Genomic DNA, 21,259 nt, shown 5'->3' on the forward strand with positions numbered 1-21,259 from the left:
GGCGTGGAGGCCGCTCAGTCCACGGCGTTGAGCAGATCGCGGGTCTGAATCGCAGCGGCGCGCGCCGCGCTGGCAAAGTCTTCGCCACTGCTCGCATACAAAATGGCGCGCGAGGAGTTGATGATGATCGGGCCGCCGCCAATGCGGGCCGCCTTGACGGTGGCCACCGCATCGCCGCCCTGCGCACCGACGCCGGGAATCAGCAGCGGCAGGTGGGGGGCGACGGCGCGCACGCGCTCGATCTCTTGCGGGCGGGTGGCACCGACGACCAAGCCCAGCTGGCCATTGGTGTTCCAGGGGCCCTGGGCCAGGCGCGCCACATGCTCGAACATCTGCGGCTGGCCGGGCACATCGGCCAGGGTCTGGGCCTGCAGGTCGTCCCCACCGGGGTTGGAGGTGCGGCACAGCAGGAAGGCGCCCTTGCCCTCGTACTTCAGGTAGGGCGTGATGGAGTCAAAGCCCATGAAGGGCGACAAGGTCACCGCGTCCGCCCCGTAGCGCTCAAAGGCTTCCTTGGCGTACTGCTCGGCGGTCGAGCCGATGTCGCCGCGCTTGGCATCGAGAATCACCGGCACCTGGGGCGCCACGCGGCGCATATGGGCCATCAGCTTTTCCAGCTGGTCCTCGGCGCGGTGCGCTGCAAAATAGGCGATCTGCGGCTTGAAGCTGTTGACCAGGTCATGGGTGGCATCGACGATGGCTGCGCAAAAATCATAGATCTTGCTGGCATCGCCGCGCATCGCGGCGGGAAAACGGCTGGGTTCCGGATCCAGGCCCACGCACAGCATGGAGTTGTTTTGGGTGGCTGCGGCGCGCAGCTGGTCGATAAAAGGCATGGGCGCTATTGTAAAAGCTGGCCGTGCCAGGGCCTTCGCAGAGCTGACTGCGTCGCACGGGGATTGCAGGCACAATCGCGCCCCATGCCTACCCTGTCGAGACAACAACTGGTGATCCTGTGCCTGCTGACCCTGGTCTGGGGGCTGAACTGGCCGGTGATGAAGACGGGGGTGCAGCACTTCCCGCCGCTGAGCTTTCGCGCGCTGTCGATGCTGATCGGCCTGCCGCTGCTGGCGCTGGGCCTGCTGGTGCTCAAGGTGCCGTTCCGGCTGGAGCGCCGCTACTGGGGGCCACTCGTGGTGCTGGGCTTTTTCAACATGGTGATGTGGCACACGCTGATCATCGTGGCGATTCCGCTGTTGCCCAGCGGCCGGGCAGCGATCCTGGGCTATACCATGCCTATTTTTTCAGCAGCGCTGGGCGCGCTGTTCTTCAGCGACCGGCTGCCGCCGCGCGCCTGGCTGGGCGTGGCCGCTGCCGCTGGCGGCGTATTGCTGCTGCTGTGGAACGAGATGGACAAGCTGGGCGGCAAGCCCACCGGCGTGGCGCTGATGCTGCTGGCAGCGGCCAGCTGGGCATTGGGCACCCAGCTGCTGCGCCGCACCCGCATCCCGGCGCCCACCTTGACCCTGGCCTTCTGGATGACGGTGATGACCACCGGCTGCCTGTGCCTGCTGGCCACGCTGCTGGAGCGCCCGCGCTGGCATGCGCCTGACCCCGTCGCCTGGGGCACCATCCTGTTCAATGCGGTGCTGGTGATCGGCTTTGCCCAGGTGGCCTGGTTCTTTCTGGTGCGCACCCTGCCGCCGCTTGCCTCCACCCTGAGTGTGATGCTGATCCCCGTGCTGGGCGTCTTCAGCGGCGCCTGGTGGCTGGGCGAGATCCTGCACTGGCAGGACTGGACCGCGGTGGCCTTGATGGTGCTGGCCATCGCCTCGGTGCTCTGGCCCAGCCGGGCGCGCCGCTGAGCCTGCACGAGGCGAGGCCAGGCCGCGGGTATCAGCGGCCTGCGGACTGCGTGGGCGAGGCCAGGCTGTCGTTGTCCATCGTCAGGTAGACCAGCACCAGCAGCAGGGTGATAAAGAAGCGGAAGGCATCGGGCACGCCATTCCACTCTTTGGACATCCACATGCCAAACCACTCACCGCCCACCGACATAAAGCCCACCTGCCAGGTGAGAAAGCCCAGGGTCAGCCCGGCAATCGCCCATTTTTTGGCAGCACGAAAACCGGCCGCATCGGCATGGCGGGCGCGCAAGAGCTGGCTGCCGCCGACCCAGCACAGCAGCGCCGTCAGCGTCTCCAGCGCAATGATGCCGGCATAGCCCAGGTGGTGGATCCATTCCGCATCGATGGCGCGGTACAGGATGCCGTTGCCCGGGAAGGTGGTGTCCATCAGGAACACATGGTGCACAAAGGCAAAGTTGGTGGCGTAGTCGGTGATATTGCCAAAAGCCACCAAGGTGGCAAAGAAAGCCATGGCCAGCACCAGGGCGGACTTGGACAGACGAATCATCATTCGAAGCTCCAGACGTGAGAGTGTGAGAGAGGGATAGGAAAAGACAGACGGATGCCGTGGCGCCGAACAGCAAGGCTCGGCACCTGATCCATCAAAAGTGTGCCAACGCGGAGTTGGCGGGGAGGTGTGCAAAAAGCACGCAGGCGCGCAGATCGGGACTGGAAAACCTGAAGCCGGCAGCGGGCCTGGGAAACACGCAGGCCAACCGGATCGAATGTCGCGCCAGGAGGGAGGCTGGATTCTGCCAGCCCGCTGTGGAGGCTGTCAATGCTGGCCGCTCCGGCCATAAAAAAACGCACGGCCCCGAGGGGAGTGCGTTCTTGGTTCCAACCGGGCGGCGGCCCGGGGGGGGGGGGTGATCAGCGAGGCGCGTTCAGCAGACGGGTCACATCGCGGTCATTGGGCAAGGCATAGTCATAGCCCGACAGGATGCGGCTGTCTTCGGTACGCACCAGCTTGAGGCTGACGTAGGTGAAGTTGGCAGCCGGCGAGAAGGTGCCGACCAGCACCATCGAGGCGTTCTGGCTGCGGGCAATGTCACGCATCTCGCGCGACAGCAGCAGCTCGCCGGTGCCTTCGCGCACATACAGATCGGTGCGCAGCTTGACTTCCTTGACGTGGAAGCCCCGGGCGGCCATCTGGTTGGCGTAGATCTCGGACAAGGTGCGGCCCAGTGGCGACGAGGCGCCCATGTTGTTCACATTGACCACGGTGGCCACCAGCACAGGGCCGGTACCGGTCGACTGGGGAGCGACCGAGGCGGTCAGCTTGTTGATCGCATCCTGGCTGTTGGCCAGGAAGACGCTGGCGTCCGCAGCTTGGTAGGTCGGCTCGCTGCGCACCGTGCTCACGGGCTGGGCAGGATCGGTCCAGCTGGCGCAACCGGCCAGCACAGCGGCAGAGGCCACAGCGGCCAGGGTGGTCAGACGCTGCATCATTTGCCCACCACCTTCATGTTGACGGCGCGGTAGGCTTCGGTCTTGGCGAACTGGCCGACGGTGGCATTGTCAACATAGTAGACATTGGACTTGCGCGCGACATACTGGCCCTGGCGCAGCACCGTGGTGGTCAGCAGCACTTCGGAGTACGCCGGGGCACCTGCGATGGTGGCGGCCTGGTAGTCGGTGCCGATGGTCGGGCTCACGCCGGCGACGACCTGGCCGTTGTCGCCCTCATAGGCCCAGTTGCCCGCTTGCTGCAGGTTGTGGTGCACGACCTTGGCGTCGTAGCTCACTTCGAGCTGCTGGCCGGGGGTGGTGTAGACCGATGCGCCGTGCTGCACCAGCTTGGTCACGACCAGGTCGTGGAACACGCTGTCAAAGGCGCTGGCGTTCTGTGGCAGGGCCACATACAAAGGCGTCTTGGCGTTCAGACCATTGCGCTCCAGGGTGGCCAGCGTGTCGGCCACCACGTCGCTGGCCATCAGGTCCCAGTGGCCCGCAGCGCGCACCTTCATCTGGGTTGGTTGTGCATAGTTGGCGCCGTATGGAACGGGCGCCTCTACCGCGCAACCCGTCAACGCAAGCACGGCGCTTGCCAGCGCCGCCGCTCCGATGGTCTTTTTCAAAGCCATGTTTCCCTCCTCGGAATTAGATAGCCGACGGGCCAACACCCGCCCAGGCTTGCATCCATTGTTGTAGATGTGGTGCTACCAAGACAAGTGAAACGATCTAAAGTGCGAGCAGAGCCACGCATTTTGTTGTTTTTGCTCACACTTTAGAAACGCCATTTGCCCACTGAATAAGCTCAGCCTGCCGCGCGTTTTTGCAGAATCTCGAAAGCTGGCAAGGTCTTGCCTTCCAATACCTCCAAAAAGGCACCGCCGCCGGTGGAGATATAACCAATCTTGTTCTCAATGCCGTACTTGGCAATGGCCGCCAAGGTATCACCGCCTCCGGCAATGCTGAAGGCGGGCGACTGGGCAATGGCCTGGGCCAGGGTTTCGGTGCCATGTGCAAACGCATCGAACTCGAACACGCCCACCGGGCCGTTCCAGACGATGGTGCCGGCCTTCTTGAGCTGCTCGGCCAGGCGGGCGGCCGTCTCGGGGCCGATATCGAGGATCAGGTCGTCATCGGCCACGTCGGTGGCGCGCTTGATGATGGCCTCGGCGTCAGCCGCAAAGGTCTTGGCCACCACGACATCGGTCGGAATCGGCACATCGGCGCCGCGTGCGGCCATGGCATCGATCACGGCCTTGGCGTCACCCACCAGGTCGGCCTCGGCCAGCGATTTGCCAATGTTCAGGCCTGCCGCCAGCATGAAGGTGTTGGCAATGCCGCCGCCGACGATCAGCTGGTCCACCTTGCTGGACAGCGCCTGCAGGATGGTCAGCTTGGTCGAGACCTTGGAGCCCGCGACGATGGCGACCAGCGGGCGCGCCGGCGCGGCCAGCGCCTTGGTGATGGCATCGATCTCGGCCGACAGCAGCGGACCGGCGCAGGCGATCTTGGCGTACTCGGCAATGCCGTAAGTCGTGCCTTCGGCGCGGTGGGCCGTGCCAAAGGCGTCGTTCACATAGATGTCGCACAGCTGGGCGAGCTTTTGCGCCAGCGCCGGCAGGTTCTTCTTCTCGCCGACATTGCTGCGGCAGTTCTCCAGCATCACGACCTGGCCGGGGGCCACGGTGACGCCGTCAACCCAGTCAGCGATCAGCGGCACCTCGCGGCCCAGCAGCTGCGCCAGGCGCTGGGCCACCGGGGCGAGCGAGTCTTCGGGCTTGAACGCGCCCTCGGTGGGGCGGCCCAGGTGGCTGGTCACCATCACCGCGGCGCCGGCCTTCAGCGCCATCTCGATCGCAGGAACCGACGCACGCACGCGCGTGTCTTCGGTGATCTCGCCGGCGTCGTTGAGCGGCACATTCAGATCGGAGCGGATAAAAACGCGTTGGCCTTGCACCTTGCCTTGGGCACACAGGTCGGAGAAACGAAGGATATTCATGGGAATGGCTACCAAAGAGTCTAGAAACTGGGGCGCGCGCCATGCAAGGGCCTGCGCATGGCCGCCATTGTAGAGGCCTGCCTGGCCCGCCCCAAGCAGCGGGTCGCGCTTGCGTCTCTCAGCCCCGGCTTACCAGCCCAGGCCGATATGCAGCGGCAGGTAGACCGCCATGCCCACCACAATCGTGCCCAGGATGCCGCGCTTCTTGAAGTAATAGATGGTCGCGCAGATCACCGCCGGAATGCGGGCATCGAGCAAGGTGTCGGTCAGCTCACCCTTGACCATCAACAGCTCGGGCGCAATGACGGCCATCAACGCGGCCAGCGGCGCGTATTTGAGGCCGCGCTTGAGCCAGTCGGGCAAGGGCAGCTCGTTCTTCGGAATCATGAAGAACGCGCGGGTGACCACGGTGATGACGGTCAGGCCCACGATGGCGGTGAGCTGGTAGAGCAGATCCCAGTCGTCCTGGCTCATCGCACATGCTCCTCACGCACGGGCACGGCCGTGGTGCCGTCGTCGGGCTGCTCGGGCCCGGGCGATGGCAGCGGTTTGTTCTTGGCCACCACCACGATCTTGGGCTTGCGCCCGCGCTGGTCCACCGCCTCGACCAAAAGTCCGATGGTCACCGCACAGGCAATCGCCACCAGGATATTGAGCTTGAGCGGAATGCCATAGGCCGCAATCGCCGCCGTGGCGGCCACCAATGCCGCCACCTTGGTGGCGCGGTCGATCAGCATCGAATAGAGCACGCCCAGCAGTGCCAGCACGCCGGCAAAGCCCAGGCCCCATTCCAGCGGCACCACATTGGCCAGCAAGATGCCGGCAATCGAAAAGCCCTGCCAGGTCACAAAGTTGAGCGACGAGGCGCCCCAGAAGTAGTACACCTGCTGGGGCTTGGCCACCGGCGCGGTGTAGCGGCGCATGAAGGCCACAAAGATCACATCACCGCTGAAGTAACCAATACAGAGCCGGTGCCACAACGGCAGATGGGCAAAATAGCTGCGCCACATGCTCGACAGAATGACAAAGCGCAGGTTCACGCAGGCGGCGGTGAACCAGACCACCCACATCGGCGAGCCCATCGCCATCAGCGGCAGCACGGCCAGCTGGGCGCTGCCGGCATAGACCACCAGCGACATGAAGATGGCCATCGGCGCGGAGATACCCGCCTTGACCATGGCCACACCGGTGACCAGCGCCCATGCGGCAATGCCCACGGCCGTGCCCGACATGTCGACCACGCCGGCACGGAAACTGGGGTGGTCGATGGCGCGGCGCCGGTGGTGCAGGCTCATGGAGCCGCCACGGAGAGCCTGTCGTCACCCAGCACCTGGCCGGGTTGCAGCGCATGGCCGCGCAGAAAATCGGCCGCCTGCAGCCGCTTGCCACCGGGCCGCTGCAGCGCGCTGATGCGCAAGGCACCCTCGCCGCAGGCCACCACAATGCCCTGGCCGTCCGCAGCCAGCACCTGGCCGGGGAGCGCATCGGCAGGCGCATGCCGCTCGGGCTGCGCTGCCCAAATCTTGACCACCTCATCACCGACGCGGGTCGAAGCAGCCGGAAAGGGGTTGAAGGCGCGCACACGGCGGTCAATCTGCTCGGCGCTCAGCGTCCAGTCGATGGTGCTTTCGGCCTTTTCGATCTTGTGCGCGTAGGTGATGCCTTCTGCCGGTTGCGGCTCGCGCTGCAAGCGGCCCTCGGCGCTAAAGGCCAGCGCCTGCACCAGCATGCGGCCGCCCAGGTCGGCCAGCTTGTCGTGCAGGCTGGCGGTGGTGTCCTGGGCGGCAATGTCCAGCGCTTGGACCAGGCACATGTCGCCGGTATCGAGGCCCGCATCCATCTGCATGATGGTGACGCCGGTCTGGGCATCGCCCGCCTCGATCGCGCGGTGGATGGGGGCGGCGCCGCGCCAGCGCGGCAGCAGGCTGGCGTGGATGTTGAGGCAGCCCTTGGCGGGCAAGTGCAGCACCCATTGCGGCAGGATCAGGCCGTAGGCCGCTACCACCATCACATCGGGTTGGGCGGCCAGCAGCGCCGCGCGTGCGGCAGCGGCGTCTTCGGGGTATTTGCCATCCAGGCGCAGGCTGAGCGGCTGGCTGACGGCGATACCGTGCGCCAGCGCGCATTGCTTGACCGGAGAGGCCTGCAGCTTCATGCCTCGGCCGGCGGGCCGGTCCGGCTGGGTCAGCACCAGCGGCACCTCGTGACCGGCGGCCAGCAACTGCTCGAGAGCCACACGGGCAAATTCCGGCGTGCCGGCAAAAACTACTTTCATGTCTTTTTTTAGGTAAGAGGCCAGTTGCGATCAGGCCACGCTGACCGGCTGTCAATCGCGCTGGCGGGGCTCGGGCAAAGGCTCATCCATGAACATCAGCTTTTGCACCACACCTTGCGGATCGATGTGCACATGCGCGAATCGCTTGATGCCATTGTCCCAGAATCGGTAGGTCCAGACCTGTCCCGTGAAGCTCCAGACCGACGTGATTTCCATCGGCGGGCCAAAATCCTGCAGCAGCTGCTGCTCGCTGAACTGGCCCATCGGGATCGCGCCGAAGTTCTCGGCCGTCAGCACCTGGGTGGTGGTCTGCAGTTGGCCATCGGCGCCAAAGCGCAGCTGGTAGGCCTCGCGCCCCATCGGCTGGGTGGTGTAGAGCCAGCGCTCAGCTCCGCCGTCGAGTTTTTTGACGGTATTGGCAGGGCCGAGCTTGCTCAGCACCTCCTGCTGCGGGGTGCCGGGCTTGAACTGGGTGGGATAGGCACAGCCCGCCAGGGCGGCGCACAGGATGAGCAGCGCCATCGCGCCCCACGCGCGGCCGGGCAGCCAGCTCCGTGAAGATCGCGCGGTGCCCATATCAGCCCTTCGCGTCGGCCAGCTCGCGCTTTTGCTGCTTGACCAGCTTGGACTTGATGCGGTTGCGCTTGAGGGGCGAGAGGTACTCGACAAACACCTTGCCCAGCAGGTGGTCCATTTCATGCTGGATGCAGATGGCCAGCAGGCCTTCGGCGTCGATCTCGCGGCTGTTGCCGTTCTCGTCGAGTGCCCGGATCTTGACCGCCACCGAGCGCTCGACACCGTCATAAATGCCGGGCACGGACAGGCAGCCTTCGTCGCCGACCTGCTTTTCATCGCTGGCCCAGAGGATTTCCGGGTTGATGATGGTCATGGGCTCGTTGCGCTCTTCAGAGACGTCGATCACCACCACGCGCTCGTGCACGTCGATCTGCGTGGCTGCCAGGCCGATACCGCTGGCGTCGTACATGGTGGCCAGCATGTCCTGGACCAGGGTACGGATGCGGTCATCGACCACGGTCACGGGCTTGGCGACCTTGTGCAGACGGGGATCGGGGTAACAGAGAATCGGGAGGATAGACATAGTTTTCGCTCTTGAATGTCGTTATTTTCGCCACTTTTGCGCTTCAATGCCCAGATGGCTTGCAATAATCATTGATCGATCAAGGGCTTGGCCCGAGAATCAGAGGCAATTACAAACATTGACAGCAGGCCCACTGTGGCCTGCCAGCGACTGAGAGGGAGTCACCCGGCCATGCGAGCATCCACCACGCCCCTGTTCCACCAGCTGCGCAGCAGCGCCGTTGCAGTCGCCTGCATGGCCTGCGCCGGCATGAGTGCCTGGGCCGCCACCCCGGCCGCGCAGTTGCCGGTCACCGCGCAGCAGCGCAGCACCGCCCAGCAAGTGGCGGCGCAGGGCATCCCCGAGGCCGACCTGGTCGCCAATGCGCCTGAGAGCTACGTGGTCAAGCGGGGCGATACGCTGTGGGATATCTCGCGCATCTACCTGCAGCAGCCCTGGCGCTGGCCGGCGCTGTGGGGCATGAACCTGCAGGCCATCGCCAACCCGCACCTGATCTACCCCGGCCAGACCCTGTACCTGGAGCGCCGCAATGGCATGGCACGCCTGGTCACCTCGCGCTCGGGTGAGGACGAAGTCATCCGCATCTCGCCGCGCGTGCGCAGCGAGAGCCTCTCGGGCACCGCGCTGCCTGCCGTCAACCAGCGCCTCATCGAGGCCTTCCTGGTCGAGCCCGAAGTGCTGGCCGCTGGCGAGAGCGAAAAAGCCCCGCGCCTGGTCGGTGCCGCGCAAGAGCGCGCCCTGCTGTCGCCCGGCGACCGCGTCTATGGCCGCTCGGCCGACCAGTCGCTGGAGACGGGCCAGGAGCGCCAGTACTACCGCGTGTTCCGCAATGCTGTGCCGATGGTTGACCCCGAAAACAATGCCGTGCTGGGCTATGAAGCCCAGTACCTGGGCAAGGTCCAGGTGATGGCCGGTGAGCGCAAGGAGACGACGCTGGATGCTAAGGGCAATGCCCACACCGACCCGGTGCCCGCATCGCTGGACATCACGTCGGTGAAGGAAGAAATCCGCATCGGCGACAAGCTGCTGCCGATGCCGCGCGCCAATGTCACCAGCTATGTGCCGCATGCGCCCGATGAGCACCTGCAAGGCAGCGTCGTGTCCATCTATGGCAGCAACAGCGTGGCCTATGCCTCGCGCAACAACGTGATCGCCATCAACCGGGGCCAGGCCGACGGCGTCGAGCTCGGCCATGTCTTCCGCCTGATGACGCGCGGCGCGCGCATCAAGGACAAGACCGACAGCGACCAGACCGTCATCAAGCTGCCCAACGAGGCCAATGGCCTGGCCATGGTGTTCCGCACGTTCGACAAGGTGTCCTACGCGCTGATTCTGGAAGCCAAGGAAGGCGTAAAGGTGGGCGACTCGCTGATCTCGCCCGACTACCGCCCCTGATACGGGTAACCGGGAAGGCGGCTCTTGCCCATGACCGAACAAGAGCTGCATGACTGGTTGCGCCTGAGTGCCACGCCCGGCCTGGGCAATACCGCCATCCGGCGGCTGCTCGCGCGTTTTGGGCTGCCCGCTGACGTGCTGGCCCAGACCAGCGCCGCGTTGGAGAGCTGCATCACGCCCGCGCAAGCCCGGGCGCTGCACCACCCCAGCCCCGAGCTGCAAGCGCTGCAGGCGGCCACCTGGGCCTGGCTGACCAGCGCGCCCGCCCCTTTGCAGCGCCATGTGCTGACCCTGGGCGATGCCGATTACCCGGCGTCCTTGCTGGAAACCGCCGGCCCGCCGGTGCTGCTATACATCACCGGCCATGCCCGCTGGTTTGGCGCCCAAGGCCTGGCCTGGCCGCACCGGGCGCTGGCGCTGGTCGGCAGCCGCAACCCCACACCCCAGGGCGAGCTCAATGCCCGCGCTTTTGCGCAGGCCCTCGCGCGCCAGGGCGTGACCGTCGTCTCCGGCCTGGCGCTGGGCATTGACGCCGCCGCCCATGCCGGCGCGCTGGAGGCCGCAACGGCGACGCAACCCGCCACCATCGCCGTGATCGGCACCGGCATCGACCGGGTCTACCCCCGGGCCAACCACCCGTTGGCCGCGCAGATTGCCGAGCAGGGCTGGATCGTCAGCGAATACCACCTGGGCACGCCCCCGCTGGCGCAGAACTTTCCCAAACGCAACCGGCTGATTGCCGGCCTGGCCAGCGGCACCTTGGTGGTCGAGGCGGCGACCGCCTCCGGCTCCCTGGTCACCGCCCGGCTGGCCAGCGAGCAGGGGCGCGAGGTCTTCGCCATCCCCGGCTCCATCCATGCGCCGCAAAGCAAAGGCTGCCATGCGCTGATCCGCCAGGGCGCCAAGCTGGTGGAATCGGTGGAAGATATTCTGGAAGAGCTGCCGGCGCTGGGCGGTGCAGCCGCGCGGGCGCCAGCTGCAGAACCTGCCCCAGCGGCCGCGCCTGGCGCAGCGGCCAGCAACGATCAGCATGAAGACCAGGGTTTGCTGCAGGCGCTGGGTTTTGACCCGGTCGATCTGGACAGCCTGTGCAGCCGCACCGGCATCGATATCGCCAGCCTGCAGATCCAGCTGCTGGAGCTCGAACTCCAAGGCCAGGTGGCACGCATGCCGGGCGGCTTGTTCCAGCGCCTGGCGGCAGGCTAGACCCAGCAGCCTTACTGCAGCAGCCGCTCGGGGTTGGCCTCGATCTTGGCCAGCGCATCGCGCGCGGCGCGCGCGGTGATGCCTTCGGCATCGCGCGGCAGCAGCAGGCCCGCCTGCAGGTAGTGGCCCATGCGCCGCATCTGGAAGAGAAAGCACGAGCCACTCAGCGCTGCAAACAGATGCAGCTGCTTGTGCTGGCTGTGCCAGACATACTGCACCTGCAGCGGGCTGGCATTGTGGTCCAGCAGGAACCAGTTACCCAGCGACAGGTTTTTCGCCCACTCCAGCACCTCGGGCTGTACCAGCGCACCATCATCGGCAATCACCTGGATGCTGCTGGTGTCGATGCCCAGCATCAGCTCGATGCTCTCGGCGCTGAGCGGGTACTCCTCGGTCACCACCTCATCGAGGGCATCTTCCAGATGGGCCAGGCGCTCTGCCAGCGCAATGATGCGCTCCTGCGGGATCTCATTGGTCTTGGCCAGGAAGGCCTCGGCCACGATGTCCATCAGGCTCTTGATCATCTCGTCCTGGCGCTCGCCAACGATGTTCGACAAGGTCAAACCCTGGCGCAGCACGGTTTGCAACAGCGGCAACTGGCGGATCACCTTGGCGCGCTCTTCCTTGCTGGGCTTGGCCGACGCCGACCAGACCAGGTCCAGCGCGGCCTTCTTGAATTTTTGCGTGTTCTCGTGCTCGGCGCCAAAGCGGATGGCCGACATGGCCAGCACATCGGACCACTGCTTGAACAGGAACTCGCGCACATCGCTGTCCACCGGCATCTCCAGCAGCATGTCGCGCAGCTGGATCGTGTACTGGATGGCCAGCGTTTCCTTTTGCTCGATCTGCTGGGCCAGGCTCACCAGCTCGCGCGCGGTGGCGGTCTGGCCGGTCAGGTTCTTTTCGAGGAATTTCTGGAATTCCTTGAGCACCAGCTGGAACACGCGGCTGCCGGTGTCCGGGTACTGCTCGATGACCTGCACCACCCGCTTGACCTCGGCCTCCAAGGTCGTGCCATTGAGCGCAGCGGCCTCAAAGCCCAGCACGCAGGCGCCCATGCGGTCGATCAGCTGGCGCGCGGGGTGTTCGGTGTCGTTGAAGAACGCCGGCTCGGCCAGCGCCACGCGCAGCACCGGCACCTGCAGGCGTGCAAACCAGATGCGGATACCGGCCGGGATACGGTCTTCGTTCAGGATGCTCTGGAACATCAAGGCGATGATCTCGATGATCGCCTTTTCCTCGTCGGACGAGGCCACGCTCTTGAGTGCCGACGATTGCTGGCGCACCGCCAGTGCCACCGGCGCCACCACCTGTCCGGGGTCAAAATCGTCATCGGCCGGTGCGGTATGGAACCAGGCCGACTGGATCGCCGTGGGCGGCGAGACCAGCGCATGCTGCAGCGCCGGCGAGATCACATAGCCACCAGCGTCTCCCAGCGAGGCGCGCACCGAGGTCGGCCCGCCATTGGAGCGGCTGCCGGCGACATTCTGCAAAAATCCCCGCAGCTGCGCCAATACGCCCTGGCTCTTCTGGCGGGCTGCACCCATGGCCACCCAACCGGGGGCACCGGCGCCGCCAGCTGGCATCAGGCCCGAGGGCATGCTGGCCGCACCCGAGGCCGCGCCTACGGCCCCTTGCGCTGCAGCCATGCCGCCCGCCTGGTGAGCGGCAGCGGCAGCGGCTGCAGCTGCCGCCGGTGCATGGCGCTCGCTTTCAGTGCGTTTGATGCGGTAGCTGCGCAGCTCGTCTTCGCTGGCCGCGCCTTGCTCGTCATAGAAGCGCCGCACCGCCGTGTAGCCGCTGATGCCCAGAGGCGCCAGCGCTTCGAGCATCGGCGTCCAGAGCAGGTCCAGCGTCTTGCGGCTGAGGCCCGCGGCTTCCCAGGCTTCGATCAGCCGCAGGCACCAGGTCTCGGGGCGCAGCGCGTCAGCTGGGCCCAGCTCCTGGTCTTCCAGAAACTGGGTCACGCGGCGCACGCTGTCCAGCTCCAGCGCCACCAGCTCCAGCAGCTGGGCTGCCAGGCGCGAGGCGATGATGCGGCCTTCGATGGCCTCGTTGCTGACCAGCTCGAAGCTGGTGATGGTGGGGGGTGCTGCCACCGGCTCGGGGGCCGGCTCGCCCGCCAGCAGGCTTTGGCGCAGCAGCCTGTTGGCGCTGTCCAGCCAGGCTTGCTGGCGGCTGTCAAACTCGGCAATGGCTGCCGACAGCGCCACATGCGAGCGGGCGGGATCGGTACTGGGCCGCGCCATGATCTGGAGCAGCTCGGCGCGCAGGCGCGCTGCCACCCCGGGCAGACCCACGCACAAGCCCCCGACAAATCTCAGCCGCGCTTCACGGGCGAGCTTTTTTTGCCAGGTGCGATGGTGCGAAGGTGCAACAGCCACAGAAATCCCATCCCTTATCGGTCTGCTTTATACCGTAGCCCCGGCATTGGGGTCGTTCGGGTCCAGGTCCTTTTGGCTGACCTTGACCAGGTCTTCGCGCTTGACGCCCAGCCACATGGCGATGGCCGCAGCGACGAACACCGACGAGTAGATACCAAAAAGAATACCAATGGTCAGCGCCAACGCAAAGTAATGCAAGCTGGCACCGCCAAAAAGAAACATCGACAGCACCATCGCCTCGGTGGAGGCGTGGGTGATGATGGTCCGGCTCATCGTCGAGGTGATCGCGTGGTCGATCACTTCGGGCGTGCTGAGCTTGCGGAACTTGCGGAATGCCTCACGGATCCGGTCAAAGATCACCACCGACTCATTGACCGAGTAGCCCAGCACCGCCAGCACACCGGCGAGCACGGCCAGCGAGAACTCCCACTGGAAGAAGGCGAAAAAGCCCAGGATGATCACCACGTCATGCAAGTTGGCGATGGCCGCGGCCACACCGAACTTCCACTCAAAGCGCATCGCCAGGTAGATCACGATGCCCAGCACCACGGCGCCCAGCGCCATCAGGCCGCCGTGCACCAGCTCTTCACCGACCGAGGGGCCGACGAACTCGCTGCGCAGCAAGGTCACCCCGGGGTCGGCGGCCTTAAGCGCGCCCATGACCTTCTCACCTTGCTGGGCCGTGGTCACGCCTTTCTCGATCGGCAGGCGGATCATCACGCGGTCAGCGCTGCCCACGTTCTGCACCAGGATGTCCTGGTAGCCGAGCGAGGCGACCTGTTCGCGGATCTTGCCCACGTCCGCAGGCTGCTCGTAGGCCACCTGCATGACAGTACCGCCGGTGAACTCCACCGACAGGTGCAGGCCACGGGTGGTCAGGAAGAACACCGCCAGCACAAAGGTGATGACCGAAATCGCGTTGAGCACCAACGCGTATTTCATGAAAGGGATGTCTTTTTTGATACGGAAGAATTCCATGGTCTTCCTCCTTAACGTTTAGCAGATGCCACGGAGCGGTGGTCTTCGCCCTCGGGCTTCCAGACCTGACCGATCGACACGCTCTTGAGCTTCTTGCGGCGGCCATACCAGAGGTTGACCAGGCCACGCGAGAAGAACACGGCCGAGAACATGCTGGTCAGAATGCCGATGCAGTGCACCACGGCAAAGCCGCGCACCGGGCCCGAGCCAAAGGCCAGCAGCGCCAGGCCCACGATCAAGGTGGTGACGTTGGAGTCCAAGATGGTGTGCCAGGCATGTTCATAACCGGCATGGATGGCCGCCTGCGGCGACGCGCCAGCACGCAATTCTTCGCGCACCCGTTCATTGATCAGCACGTTCGAGTCAATGGCCACACCGATGGCCAGTGCCATGGCGGCAATGCCCGGCAGGGTCAGGGTAGCCTGCAGCATCGACAGGATGGCCAGCAGCAGCAAGACGTTCACGCCCAGCGCAATGGTCGAGACCACGCCAAAGATCATGTAGTAGATGCACATGAAGACGGCAATCGCGATGAAGCCGCCCACAATGCTCTTGATACCGGCTTCCACGTTCTCTTTGCCCATGCTGGGGCCGATCGTGTATTCCTCGATGATTTCCATCGGCGCAGCCAGCGAGCCGGCACGCAGCAGCAGCGAAGTATCGCTGGCTTCCTTGGTCGTCATGCTGCCCGAGATCTGCACGCGGCCGCCACCGATTTCGGAGCGGATCACCGGCGCGGTCACGACCTGGCCCTTGCCCTTTTCAAACAGCAAGATGGCCATGCGCTTGCCAATGTTCTCGCTGGTGACCTGCTTGAAGATGTTCGCGCCCTTGCCGTCCAGCGTCAGATTCACGGTCGCTTCATGGGTCTGGCTGTCAAAGCCGGGCTGCGCGTCGTTCAGGTTCTCGCCGGTCAGGATGACCTGCTTTTTCACGACAATCGACTGGCCATGCGGGTCGCTGTACTTTTCAGAGCCAAAAGGCACGGGGCCGGTGCCCATTTCAGCAGCGCGCGCGTCCGAGCTGTCGTCGACCATGCGCACTTCCAGGGTCGCGGTACGGCCCAGGATGTCCTTGGCCTGTGCGGGATCCTGCACGCCGGGCAGCTGCACGACGATGCGGTCGGAGCCTTGCTGCTGGATCACTGGCTCGGCAACGCCCAGCTCATTGATACGGTTGTGCAAGGTGGTGATGTTCTGCTTGAGCGCTTGCTCTTGCACGCTGCGCAGCGATTCAGGCTTGATGTTGGCGCGCACCACATAGGCGCCGCCGGTGCTGACCACGTTGGCCTGCAGGTCGGGCATGGTGTCCACAATCAGGTTGCGCACCGTCGTGGCCGTGGCCTCGTCTTGCAGGCGCACTTCGAGCGACTGGCCTTCGCGGTTCACACCGCCGTGGCGAATCTTCTTGTCACGCAGCGCCAGACGCACATCGCTGGTCAGCGCTTCGGTGCGCTTGGTCAGCGCCGCCTGCATGTCCACCTGCAAGGTGAAGTGCACGCCACCGCGCAAGTCCAGGCCCAGGTACATGGGCTTGGCATGCAAGGCGGTGAGCCAGGCGGGCGAGCGGGAGATCAGGTTCAGCGCCACCACATAGGAGGGGTCGCTGGTGTCAGGGATCAAGGCACGCTCGAGCACGCCCTTGGCCTTAAGCTGCTCGTCTTCCTTGTCGAAGCGGGCACGGATCGAGCCGTTTTCCAGCGCGATGCTCAGCGGCTTGACGTCGGCATCGGCCAGCACCGTCTCCACGCGCTGCTGCAATGCAGAATCGACCGTAACAGTCGCCTTGACCGAGGCGACCTGGACTGCAGGCGCCTCACCAAAAAAGTTGGGCAGGGTGTATACAACCCCTACCAGAAGCGCGATCACAATGATCGCGTACTTCCAGACCGGATAACGGTTCATGATCGCGCTCTTACCTTACGCAAAATAGAAGGCGCAGCCATGCTGCGCCAATTGCTGTTTCAACGATGGATTACTTCAGCGTACCCTTGGGCAGCACCTGCACCACAGCACCACGCTGCAGTTGCACGACGACGCCCTGGGCCAACTCTACTTGCAGGAACTGTTCGTCCAGGCCCACCACGCGGCCCACCAGGCCACCGTTGGTCGCCACTTCGTCGCCCTTGACCAGCGCGTCGATCATCGCACGGGCTTCCTTTTGGCGCTTCATCTGAGGACGGATCATCAGGAAATACAGCACCACAAACATCAGCACCAAAGGCAGCATGCTGGTGAGGGTGGAGGTCATGCCGCCGGAGGCAGCAGCAGCCGGTGCGGTCTGGGCAAAAGCAGAAGAGATAAACAAATGAAGCTCCCAACGTGGATGCAGGCCTTGCCTGGATGACCAAAACCAAGGCCCAAAGAGAAGCATTGTATGCGTGCCCCTCTGCGAACACCCAGGCAATACCTTGGATGCCTCTGGTTTTTCCGGTTGTTTTCATGGAATTAAGCAGTTTTCATGCCAGCGTATTGGTAGAAGCCACTATGGCTAACACAGCCGATCCGATGGTATTTACCTGCCCAAATGCCTGGCCCACCCTGTGGGAGCCCCGCCCGATATGACAAATTTGTCATACCATCCACCCCGGCAGGCTGACAAAAAAGCCGCCAGGCACGGTGTCCTGGCGGCTTGGTCGGCATAGCGTGCAGAGGCTGATGGCCAATAGCTTTACACCCGAGCCGGTTCTGGCTTGGCGGCCACCGGCGCATTGCCGGCATCCGCTGGGGCATGCCAGCGTGCCATCAGCTGCTGCCATTTGGCACGGGCAGCGGCCAGGTGGCGCTCCTTGACATGGCCGTAGCCACGGATGTCTTCGGGGATGCTGGCGATCTCGACGGCCAGCGCCAGGCGTTCGGCGCTCAGGCCCTGCAGCAGCTCCTCGATGCAGGCACGGTACTCCAGGATCAGCGCGCGCTCGGTACGGCGCTCTTCGGTGCGGCCAAAGATATCGAGTGCGCCGCCGCGCAGGCCCTTGAGCCCCGCCATCACGCCAAAGGCCTTGCGCATCCAGCCGCCATAGGCCTTCTTGACCAGCTCGCCCTTGTCGTTGCGCTTGGCCGTGGTGGGCGGCGCCAGGTGGTGCACGATCTTGTAGTCGCCCTCGAACATGCTGGCAATCTTCTCGCTGAACTCGGCCGTGGTGTGCAGGCGCGCCACCTCGTACTCGTCCTTGTAGGCCATCAGTTTGAACAGATAGCGCGCCACCGCTTGCGACAGGCGCGTGCTGCTGCCCAACTTGGCTTCGGCCGCATGCACCTGGTTCACAAAGGCCTGGTAGTCGGCCGCATAGGCGCTGTCCTGGTAATCGGTGAGGAATGCCACGCGCTTGGCCACCAGCTCTTGCAAGGAGGGCTTTTTCACCAGCTGGATGACCTGCTGTGCAGCAAACATGGCCTGCACCTGGGTCAGGTTGGCAGCGCACTGGCGGCCCCACTCAAATGCGGCCTTGTTGTTGTCCACCTGCACGCCGTTCAGCTCCATCGCCCGCATCAGCGCGGCATGGGACAGCGGCACCCGGCCCTTTTGCCAGGCGTAACCCAGGATCAGCGGGTTGGTGTAGATGCTGTCGCCCAGCGCCTGGGTGGCAATGTGCTCGGCATCGAACATGCCCACGCCCTCTTGGCCCACCGCCGCCAGGATCGCCGATTCACAGCCCGCCTCGGGGAACTGCCAGTTCGGGTTGTGCACAAAGGCCGCCGTGGGCGCGCCATGGGTGTTGAGCGCCACAAAGGTGCGGCCCTGTTGCATCGCAGCCAGGGTGGTCTTGTTGGCCGCGACGATGGGGTCGCAGCCAATGATGAGGTCAGCCTTGGCCGTGTCCACCTTGGTGGTGTAGATGGCATCGGGCGAATTGGCGATCTGGATATGGCTCCAGGTCGAGCCGCCCTTTTGCGCGAGACCTGCCGCATCCTGCGTGACCACGCCCTTGCCTTCCAGGTGCGCGGCCATGCCCAGCAGCGAGCCGATGGTGATCACACCCGTGCCACCGACACCGGCCACCACAATGCCCCAGGCCTGGGTGGCCACGGGCAATACCGGATCGGGCAAGGCCGGCAGCTTGGCCATATCGCCCTTTTTCTCCTTCTTGGCTTTTTTCAGCTGGCCGCCTTCGATGGTGACAAAGCTTGGGCAAAAGCCTTTGACGCAGGAGAAATCCTTGTTGCAGGTGCTTTGGTTGATCTTGCGCTTGCGGCCAAAATCGGTCTCTACCGGCTCGACCGACAGGCAGTTGGACTGCACCGAGCAGTCGCCGCAGCCCTCACACACCGCCTCATTGATGATGACGGTCTTGGCTGGCGTGGCCAGCGTGCCGCGTTTGCGGCGGCGGCGCTTTTCGGTCGCGCAGGTCTGGTCGTAGATGATGGCTGTCGTGCCCTTGAGCTCGCGGAACTCGCGCTGGATGCGGTCGAGCTCGTCGCGGTGGTGCACGGTCACGCCTGCGCCCAGCTGCACGCCTTGGTATTTTTCCGGCTCATCGGTCACGATGACCAGCTTCTTGACCCCTTCGGACAACAGGCTGGTCATGATCTGCAGCACCGAATGGCCTTCGGGGCGCTCGCCCACGCGCTGGCCACCGGTCATCGCCACCGCATCGTTGTAGAGCACCTTGTAGGTGATGTTCACGCCCGAGGCAATGCTCTGGCGGATCGCCAGCAGGCCGCTGTGGAAGTAGGTACCGTCGCCCAGGTTCGAGAAGATATGCTGGTCGGTCGTGAACGGCGCCTGGCCGACCCAGGTCACGCCTTCGCCGCCCATCTGCGTGAAGGTGCTGGTGTTGCGGTCGGGCATCCAGTTGACCATGTAGTGGCAGCCAATACCGGCCACCGCGCGGCTGCCTTCGGGCACGCGGGTGCTGGTGTTGTGCGGGCAGCCGCTGCAGAACCAGGGCAGGCGGTCCACCGACTCCTGCGTGCTGTCCTTGAGGCCTTGCTCACGCGCGGCAATCACCTGCAGGCGCGCATCCATGCGGCGCACAATGTCATCAGGCACGCCCAGCTTCTTCAAGCGCTTGGCCAGCGCCTGCGCAATCAGCGCCGGGGTCAGGTCCGCCTTGGGGCGCAGCAGCCAGTGGTCGCTGGGGTTGGGCACCGACCACTCGCCGCCGGAGTGGTCGCCATCGGTCTCGTCGAACTTGCCCAGCACATGGGGGCGCACATCCGAGCGCCAGTTGTACAGCTCCTCCTTGAGCTGGTACTCGATCATCTGGCGCTTTTCCTCGACCACCAGAATCTCCTGCAGGCCCATCGCAAAGTCGCGCGTGATGGAGGCCTCGAGCGGCCAGACCACGTTGACCTTGTGCAGGCGGATGCCCAGCTGGCGGCAGGTGTCGTCGTCCAGCCCCAGGTCGATCAGCGCCTGGCGCGTGTCATTGAAGGCCTTGCCGCTGGCGATGATGCCAAAGCGGTCCTTGGGCGTGGAGATGACGTTGTAGTTGAGCTTGTTGGCGCGGATATAGGCCAGCGCCGCATACCACTTGTAGTCCATCAGGCGCGCCTCCTGCTCCAGCGGCGCATCGGGCCAGCGGATGTGCAGGCCGCCGGGCGGCATCACAAAGTCATCGGGGGTGATGATGTTGACCCGGTCCGGGTCCACCGAGACGCTGGCCGACGACTCCACGATCTCCTGGATCGTCTTCATGCCCGACCAGACGCCCGAGAAACGGCTCAGCGCAAAGGCGTGCAGGCCCATGTCCAGGATGTCCTGCACGCTGGAGGGAAAGAACACCGGCGAGCCCACGGCCTTGAAGATGTGGTCGCTCTGGTGCGCCGCCGTCGAGGACTTGCTGATGTGGTCATCGCCCGCCAGCGCAATCACGCCGCCGTGCTTGGCCGTGCCCGCCATGTTGGCATGCTTGAACACATCCACGCTGCGGTCCACGCCCGGGCCCTTGCCGTACCAGATGCCAAAGACACCGTCGAACTTCTTGCTCTGCGGGTACAGGTCAAGCTGCTGCGTGCCCCAGACTGCCGTGGCGCCCAGCTCTTCGTTGACGCCGGGCTGGAACTCGATGTTGTTTTCCTTGAGGTGCTTCTTGGCCGCCCACAGCGCCTGGTCGTAGCCGCCCAGGGGCGAACCCCGGTAGCCGCTGATAAAGCCTGCGGTGTTGAGGCCCTGCAAGGCATCGCGCTGGCGCTGCAGCATGGGCAGGCGAACAAGGGCTTGCACCCCGCTCATGAAGGCACGGCCATGGGCCAGTGCGTATTTGTCGTCGAGCGTGACGGTTTCCAGCGCCTTGCGGACGGATTCGGGCAGTGAAGCGTTCATCACACACCTCCTTGGCCAACAAGCTCGTCGCCAAATACGCCACGTGCGGCTGCGCCGCCCGCTGCATATTTGTGTTGCAACCTGCGTTGCAGGTTGTCGTCCAGCGTTACCGTCTCCTGCGCTTTGCGGACGGACTCGGGGAGTGAGGCATTCATCGTCTTGTCTCCTGGGGAGAGCACCCGGTGGCCGCTTGTGGCAGGTCCGGGATTGTGGGGCGTTATAAGAATCTGGAACCAAGTCCAGCAGCCAGCGCAAAACACCCTGGCTTTCATCGCTGCAGTGTATGACGGGCGGCGAGAATAAAGTATTCTTTTCCTTGCCGGGGTTTACCTAGTATTTGAAAGAATCTTGCTCAATAAT

The 21,259-nt window shown here is 64.6% G+C and carries 19 protein-coding genes; 3 read left to right on the forward strand and 16 right to left on the reverse strand.

The window, feature by feature from the left end; translation table 11 throughout:
- Positions 1-14: 14 nt before the first annotated feature.
- Entirely contained in the window at positions 15-836 is an 822-nt protein-coding gene (gene pyrF / locus WH367_RS08500) for an orotidine-5'-phosphate decarboxylase (protein WP_339516059.1), read from the reverse strand.
- An 84-nt stretch (positions 837-920) separates the two neighbouring features.
- Here pyrF and WH367_RS08505 point away from each other — a divergent pair, with 84 nt between their 5' ends.
- A complete protein-coding gene (locus tag WH367_RS08505) occupies positions 921-1,805 on the forward strand; it encodes a DMT family transporter (protein ID WP_339535476.1) in 885 nt (294 codons plus the stop codon).
- 31 nt (positions 1,806-1,836) lie between these two features.
- Here the strand turns inward: WH367_RS08505 and WH367_RS08510 are convergent, their stop codons facing one another.
- The 9 genes from WH367_RS08510 to def form a co-directional block, all read right to left on the reverse strand.
- Entirely contained in the window at positions 1,837-2,355 is a 519-nt protein-coding gene (locus WH367_RS08510; RefSeq protein WP_312986826.1) for a DUF2165 family protein, read from the reverse strand.
- 359 nt (positions 2,356-2,714) lie between these two features.
- Complete coding sequence (locus WH367_RS08515) at positions 2,715-3,293, reverse strand: FlgO family outer membrane protein (RefSeq protein ID WP_312986827.1); 579 nt, start codon at positions 3,291-3,293, stop codon at positions 2,715-2,717.
- Positions 3,290-3,928, reverse strand: coding sequence for a hypothetical protein (locus tag WH367_RS08520; RefSeq protein WP_021027000.1), 639 nt, complete (start codon positions 3,926-3,928; stop codon positions 3,290-3,292). The genes WH367_RS08515 and WH367_RS08520 overlap by 4 nt, the downstream gene beginning before the upstream one ends.
- 173 nt (positions 3,929-4,101) lie before the next feature.
- The gene (locus WH367_RS08525; protein WP_339535480.1) at positions 4,102-5,295 is read right to left on the reverse strand and encodes a phosphoglycerate kinase; all 1,194 of its coding nucleotides are present in this window, start codon (positions 5,293-5,295) and stop codon (positions 4,102-4,104) included.
- A gap of 129 nt (positions 5,296-5,424) precedes the next feature.
- A complete protein-coding gene (locus WH367_RS08530; RefSeq protein WP_021026998.1) occupies positions 5,425-5,769 on the reverse strand; it encodes an AzlD domain-containing protein in 345 nt (114 codons plus the stop codon).
- Complete coding sequence (locus WH367_RS08535) at positions 5,766-6,590, reverse strand: AzlC family ABC transporter permease (RefSeq protein WP_021026997.1); 825 nt, start codon at positions 6,588-6,590, stop codon at positions 5,766-5,768. The genes WH367_RS08530 and WH367_RS08535 overlap by 4 nt, the downstream gene beginning before the upstream one ends.
- A complete protein-coding gene (gene fmt, locus WH367_RS08540) occupies positions 6,587-7,570 on the reverse strand; it encodes a methionyl-tRNA formyltransferase (RefSeq protein WP_339535483.1) in 984 nt (327 codons plus the stop codon). The genes WH367_RS08535 and fmt overlap by 4 nt, the downstream gene beginning before the upstream one ends.
- A 51-nt stretch (positions 7,571-7,621) precedes the next feature.
- Complete coding sequence (locus tag WH367_RS08545; protein ID WP_312986832.1) at positions 7,622-8,092, reverse strand: hypothetical protein; 471 nt, start codon at positions 8,090-8,092, stop codon at positions 7,622-7,624.
- Positions 8,093-8,147: 55 nt separating this feature from the next.
- Complete coding sequence (gene def, locus WH367_RS08550; protein ID WP_312986833.1) at positions 8,148-8,669, reverse strand: peptide deformylase; 522 nt, start codon at positions 8,667-8,669, stop codon at positions 8,148-8,150.
- Positions 8,670-8,840: 171 nt separating this feature from the next.
- On the opposite strand from def, the gene WH367_RS08555 reads away from it, so the two are divergent.
- Together WH367_RS08555 and dprA are read left to right on the forward strand one after the other, a co-directional pair.
- Positions 8,841-10,064, forward strand: a complete 1,224-nt coding sequence (locus tag WH367_RS08555; RefSeq protein WP_021026993.1) for a LysM peptidoglycan-binding domain-containing protein — start codon at positions 8,841-8,843, stop codon at positions 10,062-10,064.
- Between the two features lie 30 nt (positions 10,065-10,094).
- Entirely contained in the window at positions 10,095-11,270 is a 1,176-nt protein-coding gene (dprA, locus tag WH367_RS08560) for a DNA-processing protein DprA (RefSeq protein WP_339535486.1), read from the forward strand.
- An 11-nt stretch (positions 11,271-11,281) separates the two neighbouring features.
- Here dprA and WH367_RS08565 read toward each other — a convergent pair whose 3' ends face one another.
- From WH367_RS08565 to WH367_RS08590, 6 genes are all read right to left on the reverse strand, one after another.
- Complete coding sequence (locus WH367_RS08565; protein ID WP_339535488.1) at positions 11,282-13,654, reverse strand: DUF1631 family protein; 2,373 nt, start codon at positions 13,652-13,654, stop codon at positions 11,282-11,284.
- Positions 13,655-13,681: 27 nt separating this feature from the next.
- Positions 13,682-14,632 carry a protein translocase subunit SecF gene (secF, locus tag WH367_RS08570; protein WP_021026467.1) on the reverse strand — a complete coding sequence of 317 codons (951 nt, stop codon included), beginning with the start codon at positions 14,630-14,632 and terminating at the stop codon, positions 13,682-13,684.
- An 11-nt stretch (positions 14,633-14,643) separates the two neighbouring features.
- Complete coding sequence (gene secD, locus WH367_RS08575; RefSeq protein WP_339516042.1) at positions 14,644-16,536, reverse strand: protein translocase subunit SecD; 1,893 nt, start codon at positions 16,534-16,536, stop codon at positions 14,644-14,646.
- A 70-nt stretch (positions 16,537-16,606) separates the two neighbouring features.
- The gene (gene yajC, locus WH367_RS08580) at positions 16,607-16,939 is read right to left on the reverse strand and encodes a preprotein translocase subunit YajC (protein ID WP_021026469.1); all 333 of its coding nucleotides are present in this window, start codon (positions 16,937-16,939) and stop codon (positions 16,607-16,609) included.
- Between the two features lie 363 nt (positions 16,940-17,302).
- Positions 17,303-20,899 (reverse strand): indolepyruvate ferredoxin oxidoreductase family protein, encoded by a 3,597-nt coding sequence (locus WH367_RS08585; protein WP_339535490.1) that lies wholly within the window; start codon positions 20,897-20,899, stop codon positions 17,303-17,305.
- A complete protein-coding gene (locus WH367_RS08590) occupies positions 20,899-21,054 on the reverse strand; it encodes a hypothetical protein (RefSeq protein WP_339535492.1) in 156 nt (51 codons plus the stop codon). Before WH367_RS08590 ends, WH367_RS08585 begins: the two co-directional genes overlap by 1 nt.
- Positions 21,055-21,259 lie beyond the last annotated feature (205 nt).

This window comes from Comamonas sp. MYb21, assembly GCF_037479395.1.
In the GTDB taxonomy this organism is placed as follows: domain Bacteria; phylum Pseudomonadota; class Gammaproteobacteria; order Burkholderiales; family Burkholderiaceae_C; genus Comamonas.

Excerpts from the sequence above, each read along its gene's own strand:
- WH367_RS08525 (WP_339535480.1), bottom strand. The coding sequence starts at position 5,295 with ATGAATATCCTTCGTTTCTCCGACCTGTGTGCCCAAGGCAAGGTGCAA.
- def (WP_312986833.1), bottom strand. The coding sequence starts at position 8,669 with ATGTCTATCCTCCCGATTCTCTGTTACCCCGATCCCCGTCTGCACAAG.
- WH367_RS08510 (WP_312986826.1), bottom strand. The coding sequence starts at position 2,355 with ATGATGATTCGTCTGTCCAAGTCCGCCCTGGTGCTGGCCATGGCTTTC.
- WH367_RS08555 (WP_021026993.1), top strand. The coding sequence starts at position 8,841 with ATGCGAGCATCCACCACGCCCCTGTTCCACCAGCTGCGCAGCAGCGCC.
- WH367_RS08515 (WP_312986827.1), bottom strand. The coding sequence starts at position 3,293 with ATGATGCAGCGTCTGACCACCCTGGCCGCTGTGGCCTCTGCCGCTGTG.
- WH367_RS08505 (WP_339535476.1), top strand. The coding sequence starts at position 921 with ATGCCTACCCTGTCGAGACAACAACTGGTGATCCTGTGCCTGCTGACC.
- WH367_RS08545 (WP_312986832.1), bottom strand. The coding sequence starts at position 8,092 with ATGGCGCTGCTCATCCTGTGCGCCGCCCTGGCGGGCTGTGCCTATCCC.
- dprA (WP_339535486.1), top strand. The coding sequence starts at position 10,095 with ATGACCGAACAAGAGCTGCATGACTGGTTGCGCCTGAGTGCCACGCCC.
- WH367_RS08530 (WP_021026998.1), bottom strand. The coding sequence starts at position 5,769 with ATGAGCCAGGACGACTGGGATCTGCTCTACCAGCTCACCGCCATCGTG.
- WH367_RS08585 (WP_339535490.1), bottom strand. The coding sequence starts at position 20,899 with ATGAACGCTTCACTGCCCGAATCCGTCCGCAAGGCGCTGGAAACCGTC.
- WH367_RS08520 (WP_021027000.1), bottom strand. The coding sequence starts at position 3,928 with ATGGCTTTGAAAAAGACCATCGGAGCGGCGGCGCTGGCAAGCGCCGTG.
- secD (WP_339516042.1), bottom strand. The coding sequence starts at position 16,536 with ATGAACCGTTATCCGGTCTGGAAGTACGCGATCATTGTGATCGCGCTT.
- pyrF (WP_339516059.1), bottom strand. The coding sequence starts at position 836 with ATGCCTTTTATCGACCAGCTGCGCGCCGCAGCCACCCAAAACAACTCC.
- WH367_RS08535 (WP_021026997.1), bottom strand. The coding sequence starts at position 6,590 with ATGAGCCTGCACCACCGGCGCCGCGCCATCGACCACCCCAGTTTCCGT.
- secF (WP_021026467.1), bottom strand. The coding sequence starts at position 14,632 with ATGGAATTCTTCCGTATCAAAAAAGACATCCCTTTCATGAAATACGCG.
- fmt (WP_339535483.1), bottom strand. The coding sequence starts at position 7,570 with ATGAAAGTAGTTTTTGCCGGCACGCCGGAATTTGCCCGTGTGGCTCTC.
- WH367_RS08590 (WP_339535492.1), bottom strand. The coding sequence starts at position 21,054 with ATGAATGCCTCACTCCCCGAGTCCGTCCGCAAAGCGCAGGAGACGGTA.